This window comes from Aquimarina macrocephali (assembly GCF_051627225.1).
GTDB lineage: Bacteria > Bacteroidota > Bacteroidia > Flavobacteriales > Flavobacteriaceae > Aquimarina > Aquimarina macrocephali.
Genome location: NZ_CP151795.1, coordinates 3,188,738 through 3,202,655 on the forward strand (window position 1 = coordinate 3,188,738; position 13,918 = coordinate 3,202,655).

Annotated in this window: 11 protein-coding genes; 3 read left to right on the forward strand and 8 right to left on the reverse strand. The window is 33.0% G+C overall.

Annotated features, from left to right (window positions below; genetic code table 11):
• Positions 1–221 precede the first annotated feature (221 nt).
• From AAFU52_RS13750 to rpsO, 3 genes are all read right to left on the reverse strand, one after another.
• Positions 222–1,280, reverse strand: coding sequence for a hypothetical protein (locus AAFU52_RS13750; protein ID WP_024772557.1), 1,059 nt, complete (start codon positions 1,278–1,280; stop codon positions 222–224).
• Positions 1,281–1,475: 195 nt separating this feature from the next.
• Positions 1,476–3,662 (reverse strand): polyribonucleotide nucleotidyltransferase, encoded by a 2,187-nt coding sequence (locus AAFU52_RS13755; protein WP_438422317.1) that lies wholly within the window; start codon positions 3,660–3,662, stop codon positions 1,476–1,478.
• Positions 3,663–3,878: 216 nt separating this feature from the next.
• On the reverse strand, positions 3,879–4,148 hold the full coding sequence (gene rpsO, locus AAFU52_RS13760) for a 30S ribosomal protein S15 (RefSeq protein WP_024772559.1): 270 nt from the start codon (positions 4,146–4,148) through the stop codon (positions 3,879–3,881).
• Positions 4,149–4,313: 165 nt separating this feature from the next.
• Here rpsO and AAFU52_RS13765 point away from each other — a divergent pair, with 165 nt between their 5' ends.
• Complete coding sequence (locus tag AAFU52_RS13765) at positions 4,314–5,141, forward strand: hypothetical protein (protein WP_438422318.1); 828 nt, start codon at positions 4,314–4,316, stop codon at positions 5,139–5,141.
• Positions 5,142–5,227: 86 nt separating this feature from the next.
• On the opposite strand, the gene accD is transcribed toward AAFU52_RS13765, so the two are convergent.
• The 3 genes from accD to AAFU52_RS13780 all read right to left on the reverse strand — a co-directional run bounded on the left by accD (position 5,228) and on the right by AAFU52_RS13780 (position 9,887).
• Positions 5,228–6,085 (reverse strand): acetyl-CoA carboxylase, carboxyltransferase subunit beta, encoded by an 858-nt coding sequence (gene accD / locus AAFU52_RS13770; RefSeq protein WP_024772561.1) that lies wholly within the window; start codon positions 6,083–6,085, stop codon positions 5,228–5,230.
• 68 nt (positions 6,086–6,153) lie between these two features.
• Positions 6,154–7,221 (reverse strand): class II fructose-bisphosphate aldolase, encoded by a 1,068-nt coding sequence (fbaA, locus tag AAFU52_RS13775; protein ID WP_438422319.1) that lies wholly within the window; start codon positions 7,219–7,221, stop codon positions 6,154–6,156.
• 185 nt (positions 7,222–7,406) lie between these two features.
• The gene (locus AAFU52_RS13780; RefSeq protein WP_438422320.1) at positions 7,407–9,887 is read right to left on the reverse strand and encodes a BamA/TamA family outer membrane protein; all 2,481 of its coding nucleotides are present in this window, start codon (positions 9,885–9,887) and stop codon (positions 7,407–7,409) included.
• A 137-nt stretch (positions 9,888–10,024) separates the two neighbouring features.
• Between AAFU52_RS13780 and AAFU52_RS13785 the strand changes: the two genes are divergently transcribed.
• Positions 10,025–10,756 carry a TrmH family RNA methyltransferase gene (locus tag AAFU52_RS13785; protein WP_438422321.1) on the forward strand — a complete coding sequence of 244 codons (732 nt, stop codon included), beginning with the start codon at positions 10,025–10,027 and terminating at the stop codon, positions 10,754–10,756.
• 10 nt (positions 10,757–10,766) lie between these two features.
• On the opposite strand, the gene AAFU52_RS13790 is transcribed toward AAFU52_RS13785, so the two are convergent.
• Both AAFU52_RS13790 and ubiE read right to left on the reverse strand, forming a co-directional pair.
• Positions 10,767–11,474: a porin family protein gene (locus tag AAFU52_RS13790; RefSeq protein WP_438422322.1), complete on the reverse strand. Its 708-nt coding sequence runs from the start codon at positions 11,472–11,474 to the stop codon at positions 10,767–10,769.
• A 51-nt stretch (positions 11,475–11,525) separates the two neighbouring features.
• Positions 11,526–12,257 carry a bifunctional demethylmenaquinone methyltransferase/2-methoxy-6-polyprenyl-1,4-benzoquinol methylase UbiE gene (ubiE, locus tag AAFU52_RS13795; protein WP_438422323.1) on the reverse strand — a complete coding sequence of 244 codons (732 nt, stop codon included), beginning with the start codon at positions 12,255–12,257 and terminating at the stop codon, positions 11,526–11,528.
• 311 nt (positions 12,258–12,568) lie between these two features.
• On the opposite strand from ubiE, the gene trkA reads away from it, so the two are divergent.
• Positions 12,569–13,918, forward strand: coding sequence for a Trk system potassium transporter TrkA (gene trkA, locus AAFU52_RS13800; protein ID WP_024772567.1), 1,350 nt, complete (start codon positions 12,569–12,571; stop codon positions 13,916–13,918).

Here is a 13,918-nt window from a genome sequence, read left to right on the forward strand (position 1 = left end):
GTTTTAAGCTTAGCAAAGACTATGTATCGAAATCTGAAATATTTTTAATAAACAAAAAAGAACTCAATTTTCACCTTTAATTTTCACTATGTGGTACTTAAAATACCACATAAATTATCACTAGTTTACTTTTTAGACTGAATTGTTTTAAATGGTTGCGTAAAAGATTTAAAAAAAAGCAATCTTTCCTTGTTTTCAGGAAAGATTGCCGAAAATAACAATTAGCTCTCGTTATTATTATCGCAGGCTTCAGCAAATAAAACTATTCTAATTATTTTAGATTCGTTGGTATCTGTATTTTTGATGTTAACGAAAACTAACTGAGGATTAGTTGTGTTTTGATAAACAGATGAGTCTAATATATTTGTTTCTTGTTCTGCATGCTCATAGGTTTGGTAAAATGATAATGTTAATAAAGAAGGATCTATATTTTCCTGAAAAGAAAGAATACAGTCTTTGTAATCATCAAAAACAAAATTGGCGGTATCTTCAAAATTTTTCAATTCACATTCCTTAAATTCTACATAATCGCATGAATTTTTAATATTACATTGTCTTTTGATGATATATTTATCGGTTTCATTTGATACTTCTACAGTTTCATCATCTATTATCATGGCTTTCCAATCAAAATTCCAATCTTTGGCTGTTTTAGAATTTCCTTCAAGATGAATATTAATATGTAATTTACCTTCAAGGAAAAAGGATATCCACGAGGTTCTGTATGCATTACCATTATCATAAAAAATACCGGTTCCATCGTCATAAAAATCTAGTAGTGCATCATTATAGTTTTGATTATTAGTTGAAGAGGTAATTTTCCAAATGCAATTTTCTTCTAATATTCTATTACAATAGATAATAATCTCTGATTCGATACAAGCTTCTATGGTTTTTTTTAATTCGGCATTGTCCTGGATGCTAAACGAACTGCCATCTTCTAGAATGGTAGTTATAGGATAACTTAGGCCTATTGCGCTATTAGTTCCTTCTGAGTCTTCCAGAAGTCCCACAAAATCTATATTATCATAGACTATTCTGCTATCTACAATTTCAGAATTTTCATCAAAAAGATATACATTAAAAGGATAAACAAAAGTGATACAGACGGGCTTATTATCTTCATTTTTGCTTTCTGAAATACTTTTTAACGAATTAAATAATTCTGAATCTGTTTCTATTTTTTGAATATTATCAGGAAATAGATCGAAGGATTCATTATGGCAGGAAACCATTGAAATTAGTAGGGCGCTAAGCAGTAGGGTTTTAAACGTTGTCATAGTTGCATTATTTAAAGTCTTTGTCTTATAGACTGATAGCCTTTAAATGGTTGCGTAACATTAACTTATTTATCCAAATCAATAATAATTGGTAAAATTTATACGGAAGGGATATTTGGAATTTAGATTGTGTGTAGTAAAATAAAAAACGCCTCCAAGAATCTTGAAGGCGTTTTGTTAAATAGTATAGAAAAATTAATTTTCTTTTTTATCTCTATGAGGTTTTCGATCTCCTCTTGGCTTGTCACCTTCTGGTCTTGGAGGTCTAGGTAATAATGCTTTTCTAGACACTTTTTCTTTACGAGTTCTAGAATCAATTCCGAAATATTTTACATCAAAAATATCACCCATGTTTACAACATCGCTAACATTTTCTGTGCGTTCCCATGCTAATTCTGAAACGTGAAGTAAAACTTCATTACCAGGAGCTTCCATATATTCTACTACAGCACCAAAATCTAACATTTTGATTACTTTCACTTCATATACACTACCAACAACAGGTTTAAAAGTAATAGAATCGATTTTTGCTAATACTGCATCAATTCCTTCCTGGCTTGTACCAAGAATTTCTACATTTCCTTCTTCTGTAACAGGATCTTCATTAATTACTATAGTTGTACCTGTAGTTTTTTGTAATTCTTGAATTACTTTACCTCCTGGGCCAATTAAAGCGCCAATAAAGTCTCCAGGAATTGTTTTAGTTACCATTTTTGGTGCATGTGATTTTACATCCGCATTTGGCGATGCAATAGTATCTGTTAATTTTCCTAGAATATGTATACGACCATCAGCAGCTTGCTTTAATGCGTTTACCAAAATTTCATAAGAAAGACCTTTTACTTTAATATCCATTTGGCAAGCCGTAATACCATCAGCAGTACCAGTTACTTTAAAGTCCATATCTCCTAAGTGATCTTCATCACCTAAAATATCAGATAAAACTGCATATTTTCCTGTTTCACCATCAGAAATTAATCCCATAGCAATACCAGAAACTGGTTTTACCATTTGTACCCCGGCGTCCATCAATGCCATAGTTCCAGAACATACAGTTGCCATAGAAGAAGAACCATTAGATTCTAGTACTTCTGATACTATACGCACAGTATATGGGCAATCAGCAGGAATCATTCCTTTTAAGGCGCGTTGTGCCAAGTTACCGTGACCAACTTCTCTACGAGAAGTTCCTCGTATAGGTCTTGCTTCACCAGTACAGAAAGGAGGGAAGTTGTAGTGAAGGTAGAATGTTTCTTCTCCTTCATAAGATGGCATATCAATTTGATTTGCCTCTCTAGAAGTTCCCAAAGTCACTGTTGCTAGTGCTTGAGTTTCTCCTCGTGTAAATATAGAAGATCCATGAGTTGATGGTAAATAATCAACTTCACACCAGATTGGTCTGATCTCATCAGTTTTACGACCGTCTAGACGTAATCCTTCGTTTAAAGTAAGATCACGAATAGCAGCTTTTTCTGCTTTAGAATAATATTTAGATACTAAATCTCCAAAGTCTTCAAGTTCTTCTTCAGAAAATGTAGCTTTTATTTCTTCTTTTATTTCAGAAAAAGCTAAACCACGTTCTTTTTTAGAAGATCCCGCTTTTGCAACAGCATATACTTTATCATATGCCATTTCATGAATTTTCTTAGCTAAGTCTTCATCTTCTCTTTCCGGATCGTACTCTCTAACTTCTTTTCTTCCGAAGGCTTCGGCTAATTTAAGCTGAGCAGCACATTGTATTTTTATATGATCATGAGCGAATTTGATAGCTTCTACCATTTCTTCTTCGCTAATCTCTTTCATCTCTCCCTCAACCATCATTACAGAATCTGCAGAAGCACCAATCATCATATCGATATCTGATTCTTCTAACTGCGCTCTTGTTGGGTTAATGATAAATTCGCCATTTACACGTCCTACGCGTGCTTCTGAAATGGCACATTCAAAAGGGAAATCAGATAATTGTATCGCTGCAGATGCTGCTAGTCCAGCCATTGCATCAGGCATAACATCATCATCATGAGACATTAACTGGATCATCACCTGAGTTTCTGCGTGATAATCTTTTGGGAATAGTGGTCGTAATACACGATCTACCAACCTCATTGTTAGTACTTCACCATCACTTGGTCTTGCTTCTCTTTTGAAAAAACCGCCAGGGTAACGACCAGATGCTGCGAATTTCTCTCTATAATCTACTGTTAATGGTAGAAAATCGACATCACTTTGTTTGTAATTTGAAACAACTGTACATAATAACATACACTTGCCAGATTGTACAACAACAGAACCATGAGCCTGTTTTGCTAATTTTCCGGTTTCGATAGAAATTTCTCTACCGTCACCAAGGTCAATGACCTCTTTATAAACTTTTGGAATCATAATTTTTTTGATTCTAACGTATCAGTTTTATCATACAGATAAATCCTGATATGTTTAATTAAACATTGGTTTCCGTCTTACTCGGACGGACAAGGTTGTGTTGTTGTAGTAATTGCGCGACCAATGAAAAACTAAGGCATGCATCCATACTCTAGTGAAGTACAAATGTTTTTTAATTATTTAATATAAAAAAAGAGGCATGCAGCCTCTTTTTTATTACTTTCTTAATCCTAATTCTTTTACAATTGCACGGTATCTCATGATATCCTTTTTAATAAGGTAGTCTAACAGATCTCTACGTTTCCCTACTAGCTTTACCAAAGAACGCTCTGTATTAAAATCTTTACGATTCTTTTTTAAGTGCTCAGTAAGATGAGTAATTCTGTGCGTAAACAATGCAATTTGACCTTCTGCAGAACCACTGTCATTCTTTCCTTTACCGTGCTTTGCGAAGATTTCTTCTTTAACTTCTTTCGTTAAATACATTCCAATATTATTTAAATGATTTTTATGTATAAATAGCTCTTTGCTATTAGCGTGCAAATATAATATTTTTTGGATTAGAAATGCATTTTATATGAAAAAACATAATGCAATTAAACGTTTTGCATAATATACGGTCTTAGTATCGTAACGTTAAAATTAAATATTATGAAAAGTAACTTATTTAAATTTAGTTTAATCGCATTATTTTTTTTGATTTTAGTAGGATGTAATAAAGATGATACTGAAGATCAATTGGTAACATCTTTCACTACCGAAGAAACAGAACTTAATGCCAAGGTAGATAATACGACCGAGGTAATAAGTGATACATTTTTACAAGTGTATGAGTATGAGGAAAGCGCTGTAAAAAGCCCCATACATCCTTTTTTGCCAGACTGTGCAACTATAACCGTTGAGGTTACAGATACTTCTAAAGAAGTAACTGTAGATTTTGGCACTGAAGGATGTGAAGTTAGAGGAGGGCATATTGTAAAAGGAAAGGTGAATATGTCATACGTGGTAGATACCGAAGCAATGACAAGGATTATTAACTATACTCTCGAAGACTTTTTTGTTGATGATGTTCAATTTGTTGGATCTAAAATAGTAACCAGACAAAAAGCTAATGATAATGGTAATCCTCAATATACAATGAGTCTTGGTTTAACGGTTACTTTTGCTGATGGTACGCAGGCATCCAGAACAGGGTCGAAGGTTCGTGAATGGATCGAAGGTTCTTTTAATGGTAATTGGGGAGATAATGTTTTCTTAATTACAGGTGCCTGGGAAACTAATTTCAAAAATGGAAGCACACATAGTACCACAATTATAACACCATTACGACGAGAGGCGAGCTGTAGATTTTTGGTGAGTGGTGTTGTTGAGTTAGTAAGAACAAATTATAGTGGTTCGTTAGATTATGGTAATGAAGAGTGCGATAATTTAGCAGTATTTACTAATGATAATGGAGAAGAGCGTGAGATTCGATTATAGCCTGTTGATCTACAAGTCTTTGATGTGATTATATAAAAAGGCCCGACTTAAAGTCGAGCCTTTTTATATAACTGATATATTATATTTTAATTTGCTAAAGGACGATTTAGAATTAAACTTAGATATAGGTTTATTTTTTGTTTTAGTTCGTGTCTTGGAGTTATAAAGTCCAGAAACCCGTGTTCTTTTAAGAATTCGGCGGTTTGAAAACCTTCAGGTAATTCTTTTCCTGTGGTATCTCTAACAATACGCGGGCCAGCAAATCCAATTAATGCTCCTGGTTCTGCAATATTAATATCACCCAACATGGCAAAAGAAGCTGTTGTACCTCCTGTTGTTGGATCTGTACATAAGGATATATATGGTATTCCTGCATCGGCTAATTGAGCTAACTTAGCAGATGTTTTTGCCAATTGCATTAGCGATAATGCTGCTTCCATCATACGAGCACCTCCTGATTTAGAGATAATCATAAATGGAATTTTATGCTTTAATGAATAATCAGCAGCTCTTGCGATTTTTTCACCTACAACACTACCCATAGAACCTCCAATAAATGCAAAATCCATACATGCGATAACTAAATCATTACCAAAGGATTTTCCTACTGCTGTTCTTACGGCATCTTTTAAATTTGTTTTTTCTTGCGCGTCTTTAAGACGATCAACATATTTCTTTTTGTCTTCGAATTTAAGAGGGTCTTTTGAGGTAACACCTTTATCAAGTTCTTTAAATTTATTGTCATCAAATAGGATTTCAAAATATTCTTTACTACCTATTCTTACATGATATCCATCTTCTGGACTTACATAGAAGTTTTTTTCAAGTTGCTCTGCATCTACAATTTTTCCCGTTGGAGATTTATACCAAAGCCCTTTAGGGACATCCTTTTTGTCTTCGGTAGCAGTTTGTATACCTTTTTGTGTTCTCTTAAACCAAGCCATATAATTTTATTATAATTAAAAAAAGCTGAAACTCATTTAAGGAGTTTCAGCTTAAGTTTTTCAGTCTTCTATAATGTATTTACATTATTTAAATCCTCGAATGCCTTTTTAAGACGGTTCTTAAAGGTAATTTCTCCTTCTCGTAACCATTTTCTGGGATCGTAATACTTTTTATTAGGTTCTTCTGATCCACCAGGATTACCTATTTGCGTCTTTAGATATTCAATATTATTGGTCATGTAATCTCGAATACCTTCATTAAATGCAAATTGCAGATCTGTGTCAATATTCATTTTAATGACTCCATATCCAATTGCTTCTCTTATTTCTTCAACAGTAGAGCCACTTCCTCCGTGAAAAACAAAATCGATGTGGTTATGTTCGACTTCATATTTCTTTGAGATAAACTCCTGAGAATTTTTAAGTATTTTAGGTGTTAATTTTACATTACCTGGCTTGTATACACCATGAACATTACCAAAGGCTGCTGCTACAGTAAATTTATCACTTACTTTACTTAATTCTTCGTAGGCGTAGGCAACTTCTTCTGGTTGAGTATATAGCTTAGAATCATCTACATCGCTATTATCTACACCATCTTCTTCGCCACCAGTGATTCCTAGTTCGATTTCTAAGGTCATACCCATTTTGCTCATACGAGCCAAATATGCTGCACAGATCTCGATGTTTTCTTCGATTGGTTCTTCAGATAAATCAATCATATGAGAACTATACAATGGTTTTCCGGTTTCTTTGTAAAATTCTTCTCCGGCATCTAATAGGCCATCAATCCAAGGAAGTAGTTTTTTTGCACAGTGGTCAGTATGCAAAATTACTGGTACTCCATAGGCTTCAGCCATTAAATGTACATGTTTGGCACCTGCAACTGCTCCTGCAATTGCTGCCTTTTGGTCTCCATTAGAGAGGCCTTTTCCAGCATTAAACTGTGCTCCTCCGTTAGAGAATTGAATAATTACAGGAGAATTTAACTCTGCAGCAGTTTCTAAAACGGCATTAATCGAATTAGAACCGATTACATTAACTGCAGGTAATGCAAAAGCTTTCTCTTTTGCATATTTAAAAATTGCCTGGACTTCGTCTCCTACGGCAACTCCTGGTTTGATGTTGTGACTCATAATTTAGTTTTGGTTTATAAGGCTACAAAAATAGTAAAATTATACGGAAACCGATAGGATTAAAATAATCATTGAAACAAGCAGAGTTGTGGTTGTTTTAATTATTATGGATTATTGATTTTTCTCAAAAATAAGATATATAAATGTTTTGATGTTCGAATTAAACTATCTGATATGATGAATGGCTAAAAAGGATAATTAATTCCAAAATTATAAACTGCTTCAGAGAAGTTATACCCTTTAAACCACCTTTTATTTTGATCGTTGGCTGGATTAAAAGTTTTAAATCCTATGTCAAGTCTTAAAACGAAGAAATTAAAATCATATCGAAACCCGAAACCACTTCCTAGAGCAATTTCCCGTACATCATCTAATTCTGAAAAGATAGCATCTTCTTCTTCTACATTGTCCAAAACATTCCAAATGTTTCCGGCATCAACAAATAATGCTCCATGTAATGACCCTAGAATCTTGTATCGGTACTCTGCATTTAGTGCAATTTTCATATTAGCTTCATTAAACTCATCTCTTCCGCCTGTACTTCCTGGTCCAAGATCATATACTAACCACGCTCTGTTATCATTAGGACCACCACCAAAGAAACTTCGTGCAAAAGGTATACTATTAGAATTACCATAGGGAAGCGCAATTCCTCCAAAAGCTCTAAAAGCAACCACATTTTTTCGTCCTAAATCCCAATGTTTTATGTAATCCAATTCTGTTTTTGCATATTGAGAAAATTCTACACCAAATATCTCAAAGCGTTTGTTAGAATTTTCTTTTAATCCGGATATATTTGAAATTGCACTTAGTACATTGCCTGCTAACTCGATTTTTGCTCTAAATCTTGAGTAGCTTTCATCATAAAGATTTTCTCTATTGTTTTTTGTGTAGGTATAACTCGAAGCAAAGATTAAATTGTCTTCGGTTAACCTTACCTTTCTTTCGTTGATATTTCGAATCTCTTGTAATTGATCTGATGTTAGATCAGAATCTGCTGCAGAGCTTAAAGATTCTGCTATAAATCCATTTGCTCCACTAGGTATATGTAATACGGCATTGTCTATATTTGGAGTACCGGTATCTGGTTGAGAAAAGAATGGTGAATCTGCTTCTAAAACTTTTGTAGCAATATTATTTAACCTGTTAAATGAAGTGTTGTATATGTTAAAATAGTTGCTAGTATTTAGGTTTCTTACATACTGTATGTTAACGAGATCAAATTGATTGGTTAGGATATTGCTAGGTTTCCATCGATAATTAAATACTCCTGTGGCATTTTGTTTATCAAGGCCAATATTTTGCTGTACATTCATTCCAAAAATAAGATTAGTAGTCGGTGACATATGTTTTGGAATAATCTTATGATTTATAAAAGGAAAAACTATTTTAGGAAAAGATAGTTTTACATCTGCTCCTACTTCAGATATATTAAAGAATTTTTGACCGCCATCTACTGCGTCACTAGAAGATCCAATACTTCCCCGAGCCGAGATTTCTAAAATTTCGGCACCTCCAAAAACATTTCGTATCAAAAGAGATCCCCCAAAACCTATTCCGAAGGCTTGAATATTTGATGTCGATACATCAAAATCTATATTTGTACTGTATTTTTTTCTTGGGGTTAATAAGATATTGGCAACAAGGTTTTCTCCAGCTGGATCATTAGGGTCAATATCAAATCGTATGTTTGGATATTTAAATGTCCTTAAATTATTGATTTGATTATAAGTAAATGTTCTGTCTTTATCTCTGAAAATTTCACCTGGAGTAATGAGAACAGAATTTGTAATCGCTTTACGAGTATATTTTATTTTCTCGAAACCGTAAATATTATACCCTTTATACGAAGTACTATCTTTAGGTTTTTGATTTCGATTTTGATAAGAATAATCTGTGTAAATGTTTACTTTACTTATTTTATGAACTTTAAAAGGGATTCTAGCGGTAGAATCTCCATATGTTATAGAGCGATTCTTTATAAGTAGATTTAGATTTACTTTATGATCGGTGTTAACAGTATCGGCATCAAATTTTATAAATTCTTTTTCGAAGTGAAATAATCCAGAATTTCGATATAATGAAGTAAGCCGTTCTCGTTCGGTCTCAATATCTAATGTCTTATATTGTTTTCCCGAAATAATTATAGATTTTTGAGCATTTAATTTGTAAATAGAATCAGCAACCTTGGATTCTATTTTAGTTTTTAATGAATCAATGAAATAAGGTTCGTGTGGTTTTACATAATAATCTACAGTTGCAGTTTTGTCATTCTTTGTATTGATCTTATAATCTGCTTCAATATTAAACCAACCGTTATTCCAATAATAAGCTTGTAGTCTTTTTATAGAGCGTTTTACTTTAGACTCATCAATAATTGAAGGAGATTCTCCTGTGCTTTTCACCCACTCATTAATGCCTGATAGTCCTACACCCAATCTATCTACTTGTTTTTTTGAAAGGAACTTAGTGATTCTTTTTTTTCGCTTAGGTTTCCTCGTTAGCCAATCTTGATATAAAGAATCTTGATTTATTCTTGCCAGATTATAAATATGAAGTCTAATAGGGATTCCTAATAGTTTAGTATTTGGTTTTTGATATAATTGATTGTACAATTTTGGGTCCTTAGTTTTAGCACTATCGACGTAAATTTGATTTTTTTTCAAAAGATATTCGTGCTCAGGAACTCTTTTTACCGCATTACACGAAAATAAAAAGATGCTAGTTAAGGTAATTAATAATATTTTTGTCAGAAAGTGTTTCAACCTGTATTCATTCATTGATTCAAAAATACACTATTTGTATGGTTAGCAAAAACCAAAAGAAATTAATAAAGAGTTTATATCAAAAAAAGTACCGAAAACAACATGGATTGTTTGTTGCAGAGGGTAAAAAGGTGATTAGGGAGCTACTTGCTGCTGATCTGAAGCTTCATTCCCTCTTTACTTTAGAGGCAGGAATCTTTGATGTTTCTGCGGCATTAGAGTGTCGTGTTACCGAGGAGGAGTTAAAACAGATTAGTTTTTTAACTACTCCGCAAGTTGCATTAGCAGTATTTTGTATTCCAGAAGTAAAAAAAACAAACTCAAAAGGTTTGATTTTGGCATTGGATGATGTTAGAGACCCCGGTAATTTGGGAACTATAATTCGTCTTTGTGATTGGTTTGGCATAGAGGATTTGGTATGTTCTTTACAAACTGTAGATTGTTATAACCCAAAAGTTATACAAGCTACGATGGGATCTATTACAAGGGTAAACATTAGTTATGTGAGTTTGAAGAACTATTTAACTTTAGAAACACCAAATTCCAGGATTTTTGGCACTTTTATGAATGGGAATTCTATTTATACCGAGAAATTACCCAAAGATGCTATTGTTATAATGGGTAATGAAGCAAATGGAATCTCTGAAGATATCGAGAATCTTATTAAAGAAAGGGTAACAATTCCACAATTTGGATCAGATCAAAAAACAGAAAGCCTTAATGTTGCTACTGCAACAGCTATTGTGCTTAGTGAATTTAGAAGATCTTAACTAAGTGATGTTATTGAAACGTGAAATTTATAAAAATCCCTCTCGTTGACATTTTATCAATAGTCGAAGTATATGGACTATTAGGGTCATTGTCTTTTACCAACTCATCAGACATAGCAAATACTCCTCTTATAGATGGAGTAAATTTGAAATAGTATAAATAAAAATCTACACCAAAACCAATTTCGTAATAATTAGTATTGGTTTTCATTCTAAATTGCCCTACACTATTATCATCGGGATTATCTTCGTTACTAGACAAGTTTATAGAGGTAGAAACACCTCCAACAATAAAAGGTTTAATATTATTGATTCTTTTGGTCGATATTTTTAGTAATAACGGTACATGTACATATGTTGATTTCACTTCTCTTACAGATTCAAAATCTGAAGTGAATTGAGAATTAGAAAACCTTAAATTTCTTGTATTAAAAGTAACCATAGGTTCTAATCTAAGATCAAAATAATCATTTAACCTCAGGTTCCCTAAAAGACCAACACTAAAACCTACGGATTCATCATGTATAATATCGGTATCTGGTGCATCTGTTGTATAATCAAAGTTAAAATCATAAAGGTTAAATCCAAGAATATAGCCATAACTAAACCTTGGCTTATCAAAATTTTGAAGGTTTTGCACCTTTTCTTTAGAAAATAACTGTGCACTCATGTTTTGAGTACATATTAAAACAACTATTAAGATAAATATTCTTTTCATCTAAATTAAAATTAACCTTTTAATGGTTTAAAACCCTTATTTGTTTTGACACTATTGTTTTGTGGCTGTATAAATTGTAGCAACACCAAAAGTTTGGGGATTATCTTTGACTTCTATAAACCCGATTTTTTTCAAAATATTGTTGAAGGCTTCTCCATAAGGAAAAGCTGCGGCACTTTCACTTAGGTAAGAATAAGCAGATTTATCCTTTGAAAATAGCTTACCAACAAGAGGTAATATTGTTGATGAATAAAACTTGTATCCTTGTTTATATGGGGTTTTTGTGGGTATCGAGGTTTCTAAAACTACAAAAATACCTCCAGGTTTAAGGACTCTGAAAATCTCTGAAAGCCCTTTTTCTAAATTTTCAAAATTTCGTACCCCAAAAGCTACAGTTATCGCATCAAAATAATTTTCATCATAAGGTAGATTTTCACTATCTCCCTGGATCATATTAATAATGGTGTCTAATTTTTTTATTGCAATCTTCTGTCTTCCGACCTCCAGCATTCCTGTAGAAATATCAAGACCAATGATTTCTGAAGCTCCTGTTTTTGATAGATTTATGGCTAGATCACCAGTTCCTGTAGCAACATCCAAAATTCTTTCAGGATTTGTTTTGCTAACCAGTCTAACTACTTTTTTACGCCATTTTACATCAATACCAAAAGAAATAACACGATTTAACCCGTCATAGTTCTCTGAGATAGTATCAAACATCTCGGCAACCTGCTCTTTTTTAGATCTGGTTTTGTCTTTATATGGAGTTATTTTTTCTGACATTAAAAAAATTTAGGCAAATATACATTTTTGATATTGAACTAATCCTGAGTTTTGTTGTTTAAGCAAAAAAATGTGATTTTGTTCTATAATACGAGTTTTTGTAAGACATATTTTTTGGTTACAAAATGATGAAAAATGAAATCATAATTATTAGAATTGAAGTTGGGGATCATCAAAATTTTACCAGTTAGTCAATTTACATTATCTTTGTACGCTTTTATATTCTAAGACCTTACTTCTAGTTATTTTGAAGTGTAGTATTTAGTCTTAGTTTGATTTTATCTTTAGATGGAAAACAATAAACAAAACCAATGAAAATCATAATCGCCGGAGCTGGTGAGGTAGGATTTCATTTGGCGAAATTACTCTCGTTTGAATCCCAGGACATTACACTTATAGATACAGATAAGGAATGCCTTAATTATGCGGATACTCACCTGGATATTAGAGTTATTAAAGGAGATTCTACTTCAATTGCTATTTTAAAAGAAGCAAGAGTAGATAATGTAGATATGGTAATTAGTGTTACCTCTAGCGAAACAACCAATATTACGATATGTGTATTGGCGAAACAGCTTGGAGCTAAACGAACTATTGCTAGGATTTCTAATACAGAGTTTATAGAAAACAAAGAAGAAGTTGGATTCATTAAATTTGGTATTGATGAGCTAATTTCTCCAGAGGCCTTAGCAGCTAGCGAAATAGAGTTATTGCTTAGTCAATCTGCATTTCATGGTAGTTATGAATTTGAGAATGGTGCGCTAACGATGGTGGGGACTACTTTGTCTAAAGAAGCATTATTTGTCGGTAAAACGGTAAGAGAAGCAGCAGACGTTTTTCCAGAATTACATTTTATGCCTATCGCAATTCAACGTTCAGGAACTCAATATACATTAATACCAAGAGGGGATACTACCTTTAAAGAAGGAGATCAAGTGTATTTTGTAACTTCAAAAGGTGGAGTAGAAGAGCTGTATAAGTTAACAGGAAAAGTTAAAGAGCAAATCAAAAATGTCATGATTCTAGGAGGAAGTAAGATTGGTTATAAGACTTCTCGGGATCTTTGTGATCATAAATTTAGAGTAAAGCTTATCGAGAAAGATAGAGAGAAATCCTTTGATCTTGCCGATGAACTTCCTAATGCTTTGATCATTAATGGTGATGGGCGAAATGTAGAACTATTACAAGAAGAAGGTATAGATGGGATGGATGCTTTTATAGCTGTAACTGGTAATTCTGAAACCAATATAATGTCTTGTCTGGTGGCTAAGTCTAAGGGAGTGAGAAAAACTATTGCATTAGTAGAAAACATGGATTATTTCCAGTTATCTCATTCTATTGGTATAGATACCTTGATTAATAAGAAACTTCTGGCTGCAAATAATATTTTTAGATTTATTAGAAAAGGGGAGGTTGTAGCAATGACCAAACTTAATAATATGAATGCCGAGCTGTTGGAGTTTATTGTTAAGCCTTCATCAGAAGTAAGCGATAATTTAATCAAAGATTTAGATTTTCCTCGTTCTGCTATAATTGCTGGTGTTATTAGGGATGAAGAAGGAATGATCCCACTGGGAGATTTTTATATTCAGGCAGGAGACAGAGTAGTGGTATGTTGTTTGCCAAAATCTATTAAGAAAATAGAAAAGCTTTTCCTTTAA

What these genes read in the sequence shown, in the direction of transcription:
- AAFU52_RS13755 (WP_438422317.1), bottom strand. Translation starts at nt 3,662, where the DNA reads ATGATTCCAAAAGTTTATAAAGAGGTCATTGACCTTGGTGACGGTAGA.
- AAFU52_RS13750 (WP_024772557.1), bottom strand. Translation starts at nt 1,280, where the DNA reads ATGACAACGTTTAAAACCCTACTGCTTAGCGCCCTACTAATTTCAATG.
- rpsO (WP_024772559.1), bottom strand. Translation starts at nt 4,148, where the DNA reads ATGTATTTAACGAAAGAAGTTAAAGAAGAAATCTTCGCAAAGCACGGT.
- accD (WP_024772561.1), bottom strand. Translation starts at nt 6,085, where the DNA reads ATGGCTTGGTTTAAGAGAACACAAAAAGGTATACAAACTGCTACCGAA.
- AAFU52_RS13765 (WP_438422318.1), top strand. Translation starts at nt 4,314, where the DNA reads ATGAAAAGTAACTTATTTAAATTTAGTTTAATCGCATTATTTTTTTTG.
- ubiE (WP_438422323.1), bottom strand. Translation starts at nt 12,257, where the DNA reads ATGTCAGAAAAAATAACTCCATATAAAGACAAAACCAGATCTAAAAAA.
- trkA (WP_024772567.1), top strand. Translation starts at nt 12,569, where the DNA reads ATGAAAATCATAATCGCCGGAGCTGGTGAGGTAGGATTTCATTTGGCG.
- AAFU52_RS13785 (WP_438422321.1), top strand. Translation starts at nt 10,025, where the DNA reads ATGGTTAGCAAAAACCAAAAGAAATTAATAAAGAGTTTATATCAAAAA.
- fbaA (WP_438422319.1), bottom strand. Translation starts at nt 7,221, where the DNA reads ATGAGTCACAACATCAAACCAGGAGTTGCCGTAGGAGACGAAGTCCAG.
- AAFU52_RS13790 (WP_438422322.1), bottom strand. Translation starts at nt 11,474, where the DNA reads ATGAAAAGAATATTTATCTTAATAGTTGTTTTAATATGTACTCAAAAC.